This window comes from Halomicrobium mukohataei DSM 12286 (genome assembly GCF_000023965.1).
Taxonomy (GTDB): Archaea; Halobacteriota; Halobacteria; order Halobacteriales; family Haloarculaceae; genus Halomicrobium; species Halomicrobium mukohataei.
In genome coordinates, this window is the sequence record NC_013202.1 from 946,593 (window position 1) to 961,137 (window position 14,545).

The window sequence follows — 14,545 nt, forward strand, 5'->3', positions numbered from 1 at the left end:
ACGATCACCGAATTTATTCGCCCCCGCGTGATAGGGACGGGCGATGCAACCGCTCCACGCGCGCTACCCGTTCCTGCAGTCGGCCCGCGACGCCGTCGAGGAAGCGGCGGTCGACCTGGGTGAGGTCGTCGCCACCGACGAGGTCGTCGTCGAGCGCGCCCGCGAGCGCGTCGAGTGGGCGATCACCGACGGGAGCGTGGGCGATCCCCACCGACGCACGCGCGTGGAACTGCTGTCGTACCCGGTCGCGCGCGTGCTCGTCTCGCTCGTGAACACGCCGGTCTGTACGCGCAAGTACGCCCAGGCCGAGGCCGAGGCCGCTCGCGAGCGGTTCGTCGAGGAGTTTACCGCCGAAGACACCTTTAGCTACGGCGACAGCGAGTCGTTGTCGCTGTCGGCGCTGCTCGCGGAGTTCGACCTCACCGCCGCCGTCCACGAGACCGCGGACCGCTACCGGATCGACGTGGGGACGTACCTCGAACTGGCGGCCGACCAGTGGGGCGACGAGTGGCGACTGGTCAACCGGACGCTGACCGACGGCGAGGTGCCGGTGACGACCGAAGAGCTCCACACGCTGCTCAAGCAGGCGATTCGCCACCGGATCGACGACGGCCTGCCCTTCGAGGTGCCGGACGCCATCGCGGACGAGCTCGACGCGGAAGTCGAGTCGATCCAGGCGACGCTGTCGGAGATGGATCTGACTCGCGAGATCGACACGGTCGTTCCCGACCTGTTCCCGCCCTGTATGCAGCATCTCCTCGACGCGGTCCAGAAGGGCGAGCACCTGGAGCACCACTCGCGGTTCGCGCTGGCGGCCTTCCTGACCTCGATCGGGATGACGACCGACGAGATCGTCGAGCTGTTCCAGGTCAACCCCGGCTTCGGCGAGGAAGCGACGCGCTATCAGGTCGATCACATCCGCGGTGACACGAGTCCCACGGAGTACTCGACACCCTCGTGTGCGACGATGCAGTCTTACGGCGACTGCAAGGGGAAAGACGACATCTGCGAGGACGAGATCAACGAGTCACATCCGCTGAACTACTACGAACACCGGCTCGACGAGACCGACGACGAGGAGGTCGAAGACTGGCGCGAGAACGAGGCCGACGACGACGACGGTGAGGCCTGACGACGCGTCCGACGGCGATCGGCGTTCAGAACTCCCGGCGCTCCAGGAAGAGGCCGGCCGCCAGCATGACCACGACGAACGCCGCGATGGCTGCTACGAGTGCGATGCCACCCTCCTGCGTGAGGTCGCCGTTCGCTCCGTAGTTCGTACTCACGACGATCGTACCGGCGATGAACAGCAAGACGGCGACGGCCGACAGCGCGATCTGCGTGACCGTCTCCCGATCGAGAGACATGCTCGTCCGTATCCCCGGGGCCGGCAAAAGCGCTTCGAAGCCCGCGCCACCGGGGTCACAGCTCCTTGACGACCGTCGCCGGATTGCCGGCCACGACCACGTCCGAGGGCACGTCGTCGGTGACGACGGCTCCGGCGGCCACGACCGCGCGGTCCCCGACGGTCACTCCCGGCGTCAGGACGGCCCGGCCGCCGATCCAGACGTGATCGCCGCCGGTCACGGGATCACCCATCTCCAGTCCGGCAGCACGTTCCTCGGCGTCCAGCGGGTGCGTCGCCGTGTAGGCGTGGACCCCGGGACCGAGCAGACAGTGCTCGCCGAACGTGATCTCACACACGTCCAGGAAGACGCAGTCGACGTTCGCGTAGAAATCGTCGCCGACGTGGACGTTGAAGCCGTAGTCACAGCCCAGCGGTGGCTCGACCGTCGCCTCCCCGACCGTCCCGAACAGTTCGTCGAGTAGTTCCCGACGGCGTTCCCGTGGGTCGGGCGGCGTCTCGTTGTACGCACTGGTCAGTTCGTCGGCTCGGCTGCGCCCCGCGACTATAGTAACAATTGAAACGATTTACACACCGATCGCAGTGCCGTCGTGCGATCGGGTGTGCATTGATTTTCAATGGCTACTATAGCTCCGGACCGCTGGGATCGTAGGCGTTCCCAGCGAGCATCTTCTCTAACTCCGACGGCATCAGTACTCGTCGTCCAGTCGACCCTCTCGCTCGTCGATCTCGTCTAAGATGTCCAGCGTCTTGCGAACGGACGCTCGGATCGCCTCGCTGCGGTTGACGAACTTCCCCTCGTCGCCGACGTGCTTGTCCAGGTCGTCCAGTAGCTCCGCGGGCACTTCCACGCTGATCTTGGGCATAGCTAGGGTAGGGACGCCGCCGCACATAAAAACGGGTTTCCGGCCCGGCCCACCACGAGCGTGTCGAGCGTCCCGCGTCGGCGGTCATACTGCCGGCAGCGTCAGTCTGCCGGCTCGGCACCCTCGGGTGCCCGTCTGCCACCGAGGGTGTAGAGCCACAGCACCCCGAGACCGACGAGGAAGGCGATCGTCACCGGGACCGAGACGAGGAACATCGTGAAGATGCCCTTCGGCGAGAACAGGGCTCCGGCGACGAACACCCCGAGCGTGACGGTTCGCCAGCGGTCCTGGACCGACTGGAAGGTGATGATGTTCCCGCGGTGGAACAGCAACATCGTCACCGGGATCTCGAACAGCAGTCCGATCCCGACCGTCAGCGCGAGCACGAGCCAGCCGAACTTGGCGACGCGGTAGGAGATGATCATCCCCGACTGGAGCACGTCGAAGGCCAGCCAGGAGATCACCGTCGGGGCGACGTAGGTGAACCCGACGAGGCTCCCGCCGACCATCGACGCGATGACGGTCCCGCTCCAGATCCCGAGCACGCCACGCTGACCGCCGACGAAGCCACGCTCTTTCAGCGCCGGCCAGGCGAAGTAGACGATCAGCGGTAACACCGACACCGCGCCCAGGATCGCGGAGAACTTCACGATGAAGATCAGGTGCTCGACCGGGTGGAGGTTGACGAACGTCACGTCGGCCCGCATCGACGGCGGGAGGTTGCTGACGAACGTGTTCCGGATGTCGCCGATGCCCCCGGAGTACAGGAAGACGAAGGCGGCCCCGGAGATCGCCATGAACGTGCCGACGAACCAGATCGCCTTCGAGGTCAGCGAGTCGAGGATGAAGGCGATGTCGTGGTAGTAGCCGCCGATGTCGTCCTCGGTGGTCTCCTCCTCGGTGAAGGCGTTCATCACGCCGGCCGTCGTCGAGGTGACCACGTCGGCGTCGTCCTCGTCGTCGTCCTCGGCCGCTTCGCCCGTGCCAGCCATCGTGTCCTGGGCGAAGTCCCAGCGTCCCAGGATCGCCTCGGCCTTGTCCGGGTTCCCGTCGTCCATCGCCGACTGGGCCAGTTCGAGCGCTTCCTGCTCTTCCATCTCTTGGAACCGCTGGACCGGCGCGCTCCGGACGGCACCGGCGCTCAGCGGTTCGATGTCGATGGCCGTCGGATCGCCGTAGTTGCCCGCTTCGGCGGCCGCCACGTCGAGGGCCTGGATCATGTAGTAGTACAGGACGACGACCGCAGCCACCAGTCCGAACACGGCTGCGATGGCGATCGCGGTCGTCTCCGTTCCCAGTCCGAGCAGGTCCGGGCGAGCGACATCGCCGGTGAGCCGGTCGGAGGGGAACCACGCGGCGAACGCCCGGATGTACTGGAACGCGGGCGTCGCCAGCAGGTAGTACACCACGCCGCCGGCCACGACCGCCCCGGCGGCGAGCTTGTTCCAGCGCGTGCGTGCGACGCTCTTCGCACCGACTTCCTCGCCGGCCCGCTTTGTCAACACCAGTATCTTCGAGATACCGAGGCTGACGACGTACAGCCCGACGAGCGGCAGCGCCCACATCACCTGCGTGAACGGGTCCGGCGGCGAGAACAGCGCACCGAACCCGAAGATCAGGACCACCGCGACCCGCCAGCGGTCGCGGAACGTCTCGTAGGGGACGATGCCGGTGTAGCTCAGCGCACTCATAAACAGCGGGAGCTGGGCCGCCAATCCGAACGAGAAGCCAAGCAGCGCGACGAACCCGACCCACTTCGTGATCGAGTAGTCCGGTCGGAAGCCGGCGGCGTCGGCGTTTTCCGCCAGGAAGTCGAACATCAGCGGGAAAAAGAGGTTATAGGAGTAGAGGATCCCGCCGACGAACAGGCCGATAGCGATCAACAGCAGACTCCAGAGCTTCCACAGTGGCACCCTGTCGGCGGGCCACAGATCGCGTTCGCGCAGCGCGTCGCGGCTGTAGTAGATCAGGAAGGGGAGCGCGAGGAGGATGCCGATGACCGCCCCGATTTTCACCTGCAAGAGGATCACGTCGAAGGGCGTGACGGCGACGATGTCGGCCTCTTCGGCGGTCCGTTCGATCATGTCCGCCTTCAACCGATCCCACAGGAACTCCTGGAGCGCGTAGATCGTTCCGACGAGGCCGACGACCCAGACGATGAACACCTTCTGGAGGTGTTTTTGCGCGGCTCTGAGCATCGAGCCCATCGTCTCGCGGCCGCTCTGGACCGACCGCATCGTGTCTTCGTCGAGCCCCGTAGACATCTGGTCGGAGACTTGCCGACTCTGCGTTATCAATTTGTTCATCGCGCGAACGCTCCCGCCGGGACTGCGAAAAGAAAGTTTACAACAACGAGCAGCCAAGGGGGCCACAGATGGGCGACCGCGACGGCGACGACGAGCGAGCCAGCGAGGAGCCGGGCGACTCCCACTCGGAGGAGTCCCCGGCCGACGAGCAGCAGGTACCCTCGTCGACCGCCGTCGACGCGAAAGCCGACGACGCGTCCGACGCGACGGAGGACTCGGTGGAGGACTCGGCGGACCACCCGGAAGACGAAGACGGAGCCCCCGACTCGGACGACGATCCACAGGAGTGGTGGAAAGACCACGACCCAGAGAACGAAGTCGACGAGTCCGGCGACGACGAGGAGCTGTCGCCGGCCGCCCGCCGAGATCAGACGCAGGCACGCGGCGACGCCCGCCGGGCCGACGAGGCCGACGACTCGTCGGACGCCGACGATTCCGAGGACAGTGGGGCGGACGCAGACGACTCGTCGGACGCCGACGACGGTGATGCCGACGACTCGGAGGAGCCAAAGCAGGTCCACGCTCCCGGACCGACGCCGAAGGGGGGCGGTACTGCCGCCAGTGCGACGGCGCGGCCGACGCGCGATCGCGAACCGCCGTCGCCGCCGGACGACGTCGGGCCGTCGACGGCTCCCGACGACGAGGAGATGCCCCTGACCGAACACGTCGAGGAGATGGCGCTGCGGTTCCTGGCGGTCGGGCTCGTCATGTTCGGCGTCGCCGGGATCGTCGTGTTCTACGCCAACGACCTGATCAACTTCCTGTGGTACTCGTTCCTGGGCGATCCGGCGCTCTGTCCCGGCCCGGACTGCGGTGTCAAGCCCCGCGTCTACCACCCGCTCTCGCTGGTGCTCGCGCGTCTGAAGGTGTCGACGCTGGTCGGGCTGATCATCGCACTGCCGGTGGGCGTCTACCAAACCTATCGGTTCATGCGCCCCGGCCTCTACCCCCGCGAGCGACGCTACTACCTCGCGGCCGTGCCCACGAGCCTCGTGCTGGCCGTCGTCGGCGTCGGATTCGCGTACTTCGCCGTGCTCCCCTCGCTCTTTGCCTACTTCACGGAGTACAGCGAACAGGCGGCGACGACGGCGTTCGGGCTGACCGAGACGTTCAATCTCATGGTCCTGATGCTCGGGTTCTTCGCGCTGGTCTTCCAGATCCCGCTGCTGGTGATGCTGGCGATCATGATGGGCGTGACGACCCGCCAGTGGCTCGAAGACCGCCGGCTGTACTTCTGGGGTGGCTTCGCCGCCGTCGCCTTCCTCTTTAGCCCGGACCCGACCGGGATGGCACCGCTGATCGTCGCGGTGACGATGATCGTCCTGTTCGAGGGGACGCTGACCCTGCTTCGCTGGACCGGCACCGGTTCGCCGATCCCGACGGCCGAGGAGGCCGCAGACCGCCGGCCGGCCGCCTACCTCGCCGCGGCGCTGGGCGGTTACGTCGCCAGTAGCGGCCCGATCCCGCCGGGCTACTACGACGCGCTGCCACAGGTCGTGATCGACCAACTCGCGAGTTCGGGTGGGCCGATCGCGACACCGGCGATCATCGCGGGTGCGCTGATCGCGCTGTTCGAGATCGGAGCCTTCCTGCTCAGGCGCTACGGCCGCTCGCGGCGGGCGCTCAAGGCACGCCTCGCGGTCGAAGATGCCCGGATCCCCGTCTGGCTCGGTGCGGTCGTCGTCGGCTACTTCGGGAGCCCGACGCCGACGCTCGTCACCGCCGCTCGCGATCTGGCCCTGTCGCCGACGCGGGCGGCGCTGGTCGGTGTCGGACTGGTGGTCCTGTACGAACTGTTCGTCGCCGTGCTTCGCTGGCGTGAGGGCGACGACGACGCCCAGACGCCGACGACGGACGAGGCCTAGGCGTCTTCGAGCGACGAGATTCTGGACACTTCGAACCGCGTCCCGGACGATTCTCCCGCCGACTGCTGGTCCGTGACCGCGATCGACCAGCCGTGCGCGTCGACGATCTCGGCGACGATCGCCAGCCCGAACCCAGTTCCCGTGTCGCTGGTCGTGTACCCCCGCTCGAAGATCCGGTCGCGATCGGCCGGGCCGATCCCGTCGCCGTCGTCGGCGACGTAGAAGCCGTCGCCCTCGGGGAGGAGCCCGACCGTGACGGTCACGTCGTCTGCGGCGTGATCGACGGCGTTGACGAAGAGATTCGAGAGCAACCGGTCGAGCCGTCCGGGCGTGGTGGTGAGAGTCGCGTCGGCACGGACCCGAAGTCGTGCCCCGCCGGTGTCGATGCCCCGCCAGGCGTCTTCACACACCGACGCCAGCGACACCCGCTGGGGCTCGTCGACGGTGTCGCCCTGTCGCGCCAGGGTCAGGAGGTCGTCGATCAGACGCTGCATCCGCTCGTGAGCGTCTGCGAGCCGATCGAGGTGGGACTCGTCGCCGGTCTCTCTGTACAGTTCGAGCTGCGTGATCGCGAGCTGGATCGGCGTCTGGAGGTCGTGTGAGATGCTGCTGGTGAGCGTGTCGAGCCGCTCGCTCTGGCGTCGCAGTTCTCCACGGCCGTCGACCGCTTCGGGACTGCCGTCGACGAGCGCGTCGACGTGGTCGGCGAGCGCCGCCGTGGGATCCCCGTCGACGGCGACGCACTCGTCGACGACGCCGTCCGGGAGGTCGCTGGTCTCGGCGGCCAGCACCGTCACGGGGGCGTCTGCCAGGCGTGTCGCGTCTACTTCGCCGACGGGATCGACGACCACGACGGACGTACGGGGGTCGTCGAGAACGCGTTCGTCGGGTGTCTCCACTGCGAGCACCGACCCGGTGACGGCACGCTCGAAGGCGAGACCTCGCTCCTGTGGACCGACGTAGACGACCGGGGGCATATCCTGTCCGAGGTGACGCCGGTGCTAAATGATTGGCGTTTTAATCTCGCATTTCTCTTGTAGGAAATATAAATGGCCCGGCGGAGCCGCCTCACTCTCCGGTCGGGTACTCAGTCGAGAACACGTCTTCGACGACAGCGTCGTCCTCGGGGTCGTCGTCGGGGCTCACGCTCCCGGTCTGGTAGCCGTGGAGATCCAGCGTCACGTGGTCGAAACCGAGATCAGCGACGTGGTCGCGGGCGGCCCGGACGAAGTCGGGATCCAGCGCCACGTCGAGTTCGTCTTCGCCGACCTCGATGCGAGCGAGCCCGTCGTGGTCACGCACGCGGAACTGCTCGAAGCCCCACGTTCGCAGGAGCTGCTCGGCCTTCTCGACGCGAGAGAGCCGGTCCTCGGTCACTTCCAGTCCCGTGGGGATCCGGGAGGAGAGACAGGCCATCGAGGGCTTGTCGGCAACGGACAGGTCGTACTCGCGAGCGATCTCGCGGACCTCCTCTTTGGTGATGTCGTGTTCCAGCAGCGGCGAGTAGGCGTTCAACTCCTCGACGGCCCGGAGGCCGGGACGGTGCCCCTCGCCGGGGTCCGAGGCGTTGGTGCCGTCACAGACCACGTCGATGCCCAGCCGGCGGGCCTCGTCGTACATCGCCGAGAGGCGCATCGAACGGCAGTGATAACACCGTTCGTCGTCGTTGGCGACGAACGCCTCGCTGTCGAGTTCGCTGAACTCGACGATCTCGTGGCGGATGCCGATCTCGTCGGCGACGCGGTTGGCGTCGACAAGCTCGGCTTCGGGGAGCGTCTCGCTCTTTGCGGTACAGGCGACGGCGTCGTCGCCCAGCGCGTCGTGGGCGAGTGCGGCGACGACGCTGGAGTCGACGCCACCCGAGAAGGCGATCAAGACGCCCTCTCGGTCGGCCAGATCGGCCCGTGCGGCGTCGAGCTTGGTCTCGACGGCAGTCATGCACCGTCGTTCGGTGCGGACGGCCAAAAGCCCGTTGCGTTAGCCGTTCACAGGGTCGATCGCTGACACGATCGAAGGCGGCTCCGCTGACGCTTCGGTGGGACTCTCACGGCGGCGGATGAGACGCTCGCTTCGGTCGCCAAGACGCCGACCGACCGGACCGACTCATTTATGAGCGACCACACCACCTATGGGAGCGTGCGCGTCGAGAACAGTTTCATCGGGGTCCGCGGTGTCGGCGAGCAGACCGAACGAACTCTGTGGGAGTCCGGAATCACCCACTGGGACGACTTCGAGCCCAGCACCGTCGGACAGAAGACCGGCGAACGCATCGAGACGTTCATCGACGAGGGCCGAGGGCGACTGGCCGACGACGACGTGGCCTACTTCGACGAGCAGTTCCCCTCCGGCGAGCGCTGGCGGGTGTACGAGACGTTCGCCGAGCGGGCCTGTTTCTTCGACATCGAGACTACCGGGTTGGACCAGCAACGCAATCAGGTGACGACGGTGAGTTTCCACCAGGGCGGCGACACCGAGACGCTCGTGGCCGGCGACGACCTGACTGCCGAGGCGCTGTCGGCGACGGTCGGCGACGCCGACCTGCTGGTGACGTTCAACGGCAAGCGCTTCGACGTGCCCTTCCTCGAAGCCAACTTCGACGTGGATCTGGACCTGCCCCACCTCGACCTGCTGTACACCTGCAAGCAACTGGGCCTCAGCGGCGGGCTCAAACAGATCGAGCAGGACATCGGCATCGAGCGTGACCGACCCGACATCTCCGGGCAGGACGCCGTCCGCCTGTGGAAGGAACACGAGCGCGGCGAGGACGGGTCCCTGGAGACGCTGATCAGCTACAACCGCGAGGACGCCGTCAACCTCCGGACGCTGGCCGATCGGGTGACGACCCGTCTCGACGAGCGAGTGTTCGTCGACCCGGCCAGCCAGTAGCGCCACCCCTCTATTTCGAGTGCAGAACCCATCGACCCAAATCGAGTGCCATCTGTCTCTGCGGGGATGGTGGACTGGTCCAGTCGACGCCCTCTCGTACCGAACTCGCAGCCGTCTCATACTGCCGGCTGTACGTCTGTCCAACAGCCGGCAGTATCACGCTGGCTCTGGCTGGGCTCCCTTCTGGCGCGGGCGCAACACGTGGACGCGGCCGGCCACCAGCCCCAGCAACAGACCGGTGAAGTGTGCGACGAGCGCGACCTGTGGCCGGGCCGTGGCCAGCGTGACGACGACCGCGATCGCCGCGAAGGCCGCCAGTTGCAGTCGCGGGCTGAGCTGAATCGTACCGACGACGCGATCCGTGAGTCGGTTGCTGGTCAGCAGGTACCCCGCCAGTGCGAAGACTGCCCCGCTCCCGCCCAGTACGCTCACCTGGCCCGCGCCGCCAAGCACCGCACCCACCAGCGGCGCGAGCCACACCTCGGCGAGCCCCGAGAGCGCCCCCGCGACCACGAAGAAGGCGTGAAAGCGGGCCGGCGTCGTCTGGCGTTCCAGCAAGATTCCGACGACCGCCAGCGCGACCGCGTTCGCGACCAGGTGCGAGACGCCGCTGTGGGCGTAGACGCTCGTCACGACCGTCCACGGGTTGTGGGTCACCGGCGTCGTCAGCACGAACAGCGACTGCATCGCGACGCCACCCGCGACCAGCGACACGAGTTCCTGACAGAGAAACACCGCGAGGAACACGGCCAGGGTCATCACCGTCGGACTCCCCAGAAGTCGTCGTCGCATTACAGTCCGTACGGACCGTTGGCACAAAAAATCGCGGTCTGGACGGGGGTCGTCCCAGACGTACAGCCGCGGTATCAGAGCCGTTCGAGGACGGCCTCGGGATCGTACTGCAGGGTGAGTTCCCGCGAGCGCCCGCGGCCGTCGACGTTGGTGTAGGTGGCCTCGATGACGCCCAGCTGGTCGAGCTTGTTGATGATCTCGGAGTAGCGGGTGTAGCCCAGGTCGGTCTGGTCGTTGAAGGCGTCGTAGATCTCGCCGGCCCGCTGGCCGTCGTGCTGGGCGATCACCTCCGCGAGTGCGGCCTCCGACTCCGACAGTTCCCGCAGCCGTCGCGAGAGATGGACGTACTTGGACTTGTCGTAGGCGTCTTCCACGTCCTCGCGCTCGACGGTGCGGGACGCTCGCATCTCCGCGTTCATCCCCGCTCGGCGGAGCAGGTCGATTCCCACACGGAGGTCCCCGCCCTGCTTGGCGGTGAGTTCGGCCACGCGGTCGAGCACCGTCGTGTCGACGACGCCGTCGTGGAACCCGCGGTCGGCCCGCTCTCGCAGGATGCCGACGATCTCGGGCTCGTCGTACCTGTTGAAGTAGATCTCTTCGGGTCGGAAGACGCTCTGGACGCGCGTATCGAGCGCGTCGATCACGTCCAGATCGAGGTCCGAGGAGATGCAGATGACGCCGATCTTGGCCCCAGAGTGAGCCTCGTGGGCGCGCAACAGCGAGTATAGCGTGTCGCTGGCTTCGGACTCGTAGAAGAGGTAGTTCACGTCGTCGAGTGCCACCACCAGCACCTCCTCGCGCTCGACGAGGCGGTCGGTGATCTGGGAGAACAGCTTCTTGAAGGAGATGCCGGAGGAGGGGGGCTCGTAGTCGAATATCTCGGCGAACAGCCGCGAGAAGACGGCGTAGCGCGTCGAATCGACCTGACAGTTGACCCGCACCGCCTGCACGTCGGTCTGGGCGGTGAGTTCGTCGAAGAGGATCTGGGTCGCCGTCGTCTTGCCGGTGCCGGGCGGTCCGCGAGCGATGACGTTCAGCGGGCGAGAGCCACGCACGGCGGGCCTGAGCGCGTACTTCAGGTTCTCCATCTGGCTCTCCCGGTGTTCGAACGTCTGAGGGACGTAGTCGATCTCGAAGACGTGCTCGTCCCGAAAGACGGACTCGTCCCAGGAGAGCATCCCCTCCTCCGGGTCGTCGCTCATCACTTTCACCGCGGTCCGCGCGCCACTTAACGATTCCCCAGGGTGGCGAAACTGTAACTGCGGCGCTCCTCCCGTGATATTCGGGGAGTCGGCAGCAACCCTTCTCTGTGATCTATAGTAACAATTGAAACGATCTACATACTGATCGCACTGCTGTCGTGCGATCGAGTGTGTACTGAATTTCAATGGCTACTATAGTGGTTTCAAGACCAATTACCACGCATTTTTATGCCGTGTCTGTCCTACTATCATGGACAGGCGGCTAGAGCCCGTCAAACATAGATGATTGTCTCCGCTCTCACGACCCTGACATTCCTGCTGGGCTGTGTAGCCCTCGTTGCGATCATCTGGTACTTCACCAGCTATATCCTGAATCGAGAGGACGATTCGTTAGAGGGCATTGGGATCATGCTTCTGGTGCTCGCATATTCGCTCACCAATCAGGCGTATCAGCAGGTTGTGACTGTCGACGACACAACTATGGGCGTGCTTGATTTCGTCGGTGTCGCGTGTCTCGTCGTCGGCGTCGGTGTTCTCGTGCGACTGCGCTGGCGTCGGTCGTCCGCGTGACCAGCCAGCACGTCTTTGCCCTGCACTGTATCGAGCGATACTACTGGAACACTTACCCAACAACCACACCGATCATTGGTGGCTCACCCTCGCACCGCGCTACTCCTCGACGACGACCGTCCCGACCATCCCGTTTGCCACGTGGGGCGTGCAGATGTAGTCGTACGTGCCCGGGACCTCGAAGGTGTGCTCGAAGGTCTCGCCTTCCTGGCGGGTCTCGTAGCTGTTGCCCGCCTCGTAGCTGGCGAACGGTTCGGCACCCTCCGGAAGGGAGGCGCTGTCCCACCCGTCGGGCCGACAGCTGACGTTGTGGTTCGGGCTCTGGAACCGCCAGGTGACCGTCGTGCCCGCCGAGACGGTCAGCGGGTCGGGCTGGAAGACGTACCTGCCGTTCGGGCCGACCAGCACCTCGTCGTCGCCGGGCGTGGCCGTTTCCGAGTCGCCGCTGCTGGCACAGCCGGCCAGAGCGCCGGTCGCGGTCACGCCGGTCACGCGGAGGAACGTGCGTCGTCGCATTGTCGAACCACAGTGACGGAGGACCAAAGAGGATTCGCTACTCGAACTTCCCGAGTAAGTCGCCGTAAAAGTCGCTCTCGCTGTCGTCTGCCAGCTTCTCGACGATCAGCTCCGGCGTCGACCGGGCGAGCTGGCCCTTCACGGGCGAGCGATTGACCCGGAGTTCGCCGTCGACCAGTCCCTCGGCCTGAATCCCGTCGACGGTCAAATCGGCGTCGGCGGCGTCGATGATGTCGCCCGCGAGGTGAGAGACGAACACGCCCGTCGCGTCGCGCTCTGCCAGCGCTTCGAGGATGCCGGCGACGATCGTCGCCGCCGCGCCGGGTTCCGTGATCGACTCCAGTTCGTCGACCAGCACCATCACGCGGTCGGCGCGAGTGGCTTCCGGACTCTCGTCGACGCCCGCTACCAGCGCGCCGAAATCCCGCAGCGTCGCCTCGAAGGCCCCCGCGTCCAGCGTCCCCTGGGTCTTGGCGTGGTAGTGGAGTTCTCGCACCCGGCCGATCCGGGCGGACTCGGCCGGGACGGGCAGGCCCATGTGGGCAAGCGTCGTCACCAGCGCCACCAGGTCCAGCGTCGAGGTCTTCCCGCCGCTGTTGACCCCCGACAGCAGCGCCACGCCGTCGACGCGGTAGTCGACCGGTTCGACGGCTTCGAAGGGCACGTCCAGCAGCGGCGAGCGCCCGCCCTCGATGGCGAAGCCGGGATCGTCCGCGCCGTCTCGGGGCTCGCTCCCGTCCGACCGCTCCGAGGCGCTCCGTCCCTCGGGCTCTACCCCGCCGACCACGGGCATCGTACAGTCGAAGTCGGCGGCGAACCGGGCGATCGCGAGCTCGACGTCCAGTTCGAGCGCGGTCTCGACGAGGCTCTCGGCGGCCCCGCGCATCTCGGCGAGATCGTCGGCCAGCTCTCGTTTCAGTCGCGTGGCGCGCTGGTCCCGTGCGGCGGTCAGCTCCTCGCGCAGGCGCGAGACGGCCTCCTCGTTGTGTTCGACGGGGTAGGTCGGGTCGTCGGGGAAGGCCCGCCGTGCGACCGCCTCGGTGTCTGTCAGCCCCAGCGTCTCGATCAGGCGGTCGCGAGCCTTCGAGATGGCGGCATCGTACTCGTCGGCCAGCTCTCTGGAGAGCAGCGAGTCCACCCCGGCCCCTCGCTCGACGAGCGAGAGCAGGTCTGTCCCCTCGATGGTCACGTCTCGCTCTTCGATGGCCGCCCGGAGGTGGTCGTTGGCGGCGGATTCGGCCGTCGAGACCGCCGCATCGAGATCGTCGACGGCGACGGTCAGGCGATCGAGTTCGTCGTCGCCCCGCACGCTGCCGTCTTCGGCGAGCCGGTCCAGCGCGCTCTCCAGGGCGTCCAGATCACAGGGGGAATCGAGGTCGGCCACGCGGTGTACTGCGACGGCCGCCCGGATTCGGTCCCGGTTGCGCGTGAAAAACGCCAGCGGGCGCTCGGGGACCACGTCGGCCGGGTTCTCCAGTGCGTCGGGCTGGACGCGCACGTCGCCCTCCACGTCGAGGCCGGCGAAGGACTCGTCGAGGGCGACGACGGTCGCGTAGCTGCGACCCAGCTCTGCGAGCTGTCTGGCGTCGTCGACCACCTCGACGGTGACTTCCGGGATCGCCGCCTGTGCCTCGGCGTAGCGCTCGGCGTCGGTCGTCGCCAGACACCGGTCTCGGACGCGCACGTCGCTCGGGTCGGCGAGCGGTTCGACGCCCGCCAGGGCTTCGAGGACGGCGTCGTCCGGCTCTCGCTCCATCGCCGCTCGGGCTCGCTCCCGGACGCTCTCGATGCGTTCGGGGACGCCGCTGGGATAGATCGTCTCCAGACGCTTCCGGGCGTAGTCGGTGACGGTCCGGTCCTGTATCAGTCCCAGCGCATCGCGGTAAATCTCGCGTGCGCGACTGGTCGCGGCCCACCCGCCGGGGTCGTCGTGTTCGTCTCGGATGGCCGCTCGCGCGATTCGGGCGGCCCGTCCCTCGCTGATCCCCGGGGCCTGGGCCAGCGTCGCCACGTCGCCCTCGCGCAGCGCCCGCTCGGGGTCGTCGAGTTCGGCCAGTGCCGCCGCCGTCTTCTCCCCAACGCCGGAGACCGATTCGAGCTCCATCTACCCGATTGCTGCACCCCGGCGGAAAAAAGTCTCCCGCTCGTCGCGATCCCAACGGATTTGCCGACAGCG

14 protein-coding genes are annotated in these 14,545 nt (G+C 66.8%); 4 read left to right on the top strand and 10 right to left on the bottom strand.

Features of this window, described 5'->3' with window-relative positions; translation table 11 throughout:
* Positions 1-43 precede the first annotated feature (43 nt).
* On the top strand, positions 44-1,132 hold the full coding sequence (gene priL / locus HMUK_RS04715; RefSeq protein WP_015761968.1) for a DNA primase regulatory subunit PriL: 1,089 nt from the start codon (positions 44-46) through the stop codon (positions 1,130-1,132).
* Between the two features lie 25 nt (positions 1,133-1,157).
* On the opposite strand, the gene HMUK_RS04720 is transcribed toward priL, so the two are convergent.
* The 4 genes from HMUK_RS04720 to HMUK_RS04735 all read right to left on the bottom strand — a co-directional run bounded on the left by HMUK_RS04720 (position 1,158) and on the right by HMUK_RS04735 (position 4,496).
* Positions 1,158-1,367: a DUF7472 family protein gene (locus HMUK_RS04720; protein ID WP_015761969.1), complete on the bottom strand. Its 210-nt coding sequence runs from the start codon at positions 1,365-1,367 to the stop codon at positions 1,158-1,160.
* 55 nt (positions 1,368-1,422) lie between these two features.
* Positions 1,423-1,932: a sugar O-acetyltransferase gene (locus tag HMUK_RS04725; RefSeq protein WP_049940739.1), complete on the bottom strand. Its 510-nt coding sequence runs from the start codon at positions 1,930-1,932 to the stop codon at positions 1,423-1,425.
* A 123-nt stretch (positions 1,933-2,055) separates the two neighbouring features.
* Positions 2,056-2,232: a ribbon-helix-helix domain-containing protein gene (locus tag HMUK_RS04730; protein ID WP_015761970.1), complete on the bottom strand. Its 177-nt coding sequence runs from the start codon at positions 2,230-2,232 to the stop codon at positions 2,056-2,058.
* Positions 2,233-2,333: 101 nt separating this feature from the next.
* Positions 2,334-4,496 (bottom strand): twin-arginine translocase subunit TatC, encoded by a 2,163-nt coding sequence (locus HMUK_RS04735; RefSeq protein ID WP_049940740.1) that lies wholly within the window; start codon positions 4,494-4,496, stop codon positions 2,334-2,336.
* A 110-nt stretch (positions 4,497-4,606) separates the two neighbouring features.
* Here HMUK_RS04735 and HMUK_RS04740 point away from each other — a divergent pair, with 110 nt between their 5' ends.
* Complete coding sequence (locus HMUK_RS04740) at positions 4,607-6,403, top strand: twin-arginine translocase subunit TatC (protein ID WP_015761972.1); 1,797 nt, start codon at positions 4,607-4,609, stop codon at positions 6,401-6,403.
* Here the strand turns inward: HMUK_RS04740 and HMUK_RS04745 are convergent.
* Both HMUK_RS04745 and larE read right to left on the bottom strand, forming a co-directional pair.
* On the bottom strand, positions 6,400-7,380 hold the full coding sequence (locus HMUK_RS04745; RefSeq protein ID WP_015761973.1) for a sensor histidine kinase: 981 nt from the start codon (positions 7,378-7,380) through the stop codon (positions 6,400-6,402). The genes HMUK_RS04740 and HMUK_RS04745 overlap by 4 nt on opposite strands.
* 91 nt (positions 7,381-7,471) lie before the next feature.
* On the bottom strand, positions 7,472-8,341 hold the full coding sequence (gene larE, locus HMUK_RS04750; RefSeq protein WP_015761974.1) for an ATP-dependent sacrificial sulfur transferase LarE: 870 nt from the start codon (positions 8,339-8,341) through the stop codon (positions 7,472-7,474).
* A gap of 198 nt (positions 8,342-8,539) precedes the next feature.
* Between larE and HMUK_RS04755 the strand changes: the two genes are divergently transcribed.
* Positions 8,540-9,289 carry a ribonuclease H-like domain-containing protein gene (locus HMUK_RS04755; RefSeq protein ID WP_015761975.1) on the top strand — a complete coding sequence of 250 codons (750 nt, stop codon included), beginning with the start codon at positions 8,540-8,542 and terminating at the stop codon, positions 9,287-9,289.
* Positions 9,290-9,445: 156 nt separating this feature from the next.
* On the opposite strand, the gene HMUK_RS04760 is transcribed toward HMUK_RS04755, so the two are convergent.
* Both HMUK_RS04760 and HMUK_RS04765 read right to left on the bottom strand, forming a co-directional pair.
* Positions 9,446-10,081, bottom strand: a complete 636-nt coding sequence (locus HMUK_RS04760; RefSeq protein ID WP_049940741.1) for a rhomboid family intramembrane serine protease — start codon at positions 10,079-10,081, stop codon at positions 9,446-9,448.
* A gap of 74 nt (positions 10,082-10,155) precedes the next feature.
* Positions 10,156-11,283 (bottom strand): ORC1-type DNA replication protein, encoded by a 1,128-nt coding sequence (locus tag HMUK_RS04765; RefSeq protein WP_015761977.1) that lies wholly within the window; start codon positions 11,281-11,283, stop codon positions 10,156-10,158.
* Between the two features lie 282 nt (positions 11,284-11,565).
* On the opposite strand from HMUK_RS04765, the gene HMUK_RS04770 reads away from it, so the two are divergent.
* Positions 11,566-11,853 (top strand): hypothetical protein, encoded by a 288-nt coding sequence (locus HMUK_RS04770; RefSeq protein WP_015761978.1) that lies wholly within the window; start codon positions 11,566-11,568, stop codon positions 11,851-11,853.
* 99 nt (positions 11,854-11,952) lie between these two features.
* Here HMUK_RS04770 and HMUK_RS04775 read toward each other — a convergent pair whose 3' ends face one another.
* Positions 11,953-12,369 (bottom strand): plastocyanin/azurin family copper-binding protein, encoded by a 417-nt coding sequence (locus HMUK_RS04775; protein WP_015761979.1) that lies wholly within the window; start codon positions 12,367-12,369, stop codon positions 11,953-11,955.
* A 37-nt stretch (positions 12,370-12,406) separates the two neighbouring features.
* Positions 12,407-14,473 (bottom strand): helix-hairpin-helix domain-containing protein, encoded by a 2,067-nt coding sequence (locus tag HMUK_RS04780; protein ID WP_015761980.1) that lies wholly within the window; start codon positions 14,471-14,473, stop codon positions 12,407-12,409.
* Positions 14,474-14,545 lie beyond the last annotated feature (72 nt).

What these genes read in the sequence shown, in the direction of transcription:
- HMUK_RS04765 (WP_015761977.1), bottom strand. Translation starts at nt 11,283, where the DNA reads ATGAGCGACGACCCGGAGGAGGGGATGCTCTCCTGGGACGAGTCCGTC.
- HMUK_RS04720 (WP_015761969.1), bottom strand. Translation starts at nt 1,367, where the DNA reads ATGTCTCTCGATCGGGAGACGGTCACGCAGATCGCGCTGTCGGCCGTC.
- HMUK_RS04760 (WP_049940741.1), bottom strand. Translation starts at nt 10,081, where the DNA reads ATGCGACGACGACTTCTGGGGAGTCCGACGGTGATGACCCTGGCCGTG.
- priL (WP_015761968.1), top strand. Translation starts at nt 44, where the DNA reads ATGCAACCGCTCCACGCGCGCTACCCGTTCCTGCAGTCGGCCCGCGAC.
- HMUK_RS04730 (WP_015761970.1), bottom strand. Translation starts at nt 2,232, where the DNA reads ATGCCCAAGATCAGCGTGGAAGTGCCCGCGGAGCTACTGGACGACCTG.
- HMUK_RS04775 (WP_015761979.1), bottom strand. Translation starts at nt 12,369, where the DNA reads ATGCGACGACGCACGTTCCTCCGCGTGACCGGCGTGACCGCGACCGGC.
- HMUK_RS04735 (WP_049940740.1), bottom strand. Translation starts at nt 4,496, where the DNA reads ATGTCTACGGGGCTCGACGAAGACACGATGCGGTCGGTCCAGAGCGGC.
- HMUK_RS04740 (WP_015761972.1), top strand. Translation starts at nt 4,607, where the DNA reads ATGGGCGACCGCGACGGCGACGACGAGCGAGCCAGCGAGGAGCCGGGC.
- HMUK_RS04745 (WP_015761973.1), bottom strand. Translation starts at nt 7,380, where the DNA reads ATGCCCCCGGTCGTCTACGTCGGTCCACAGGAGCGAGGTCTCGCCTTC.
- HMUK_RS04770 (WP_015761978.1), top strand. Translation starts at nt 11,566, where the DNA reads ATGATTGTCTCCGCTCTCACGACCCTGACATTCCTGCTGGGCTGTGTA.
- larE (WP_015761974.1), bottom strand. Translation starts at nt 8,341, where the DNA reads ATGACTGCCGTCGAGACCAAGCTCGACGCCGCACGGGCCGATCTGGCC.
- HMUK_RS04780 (WP_015761980.1), bottom strand. Translation starts at nt 14,473, where the DNA reads ATGGAGCTCGAATCGGTCTCCGGCGTTGGGGAGAAGACGGCGGCGGCA.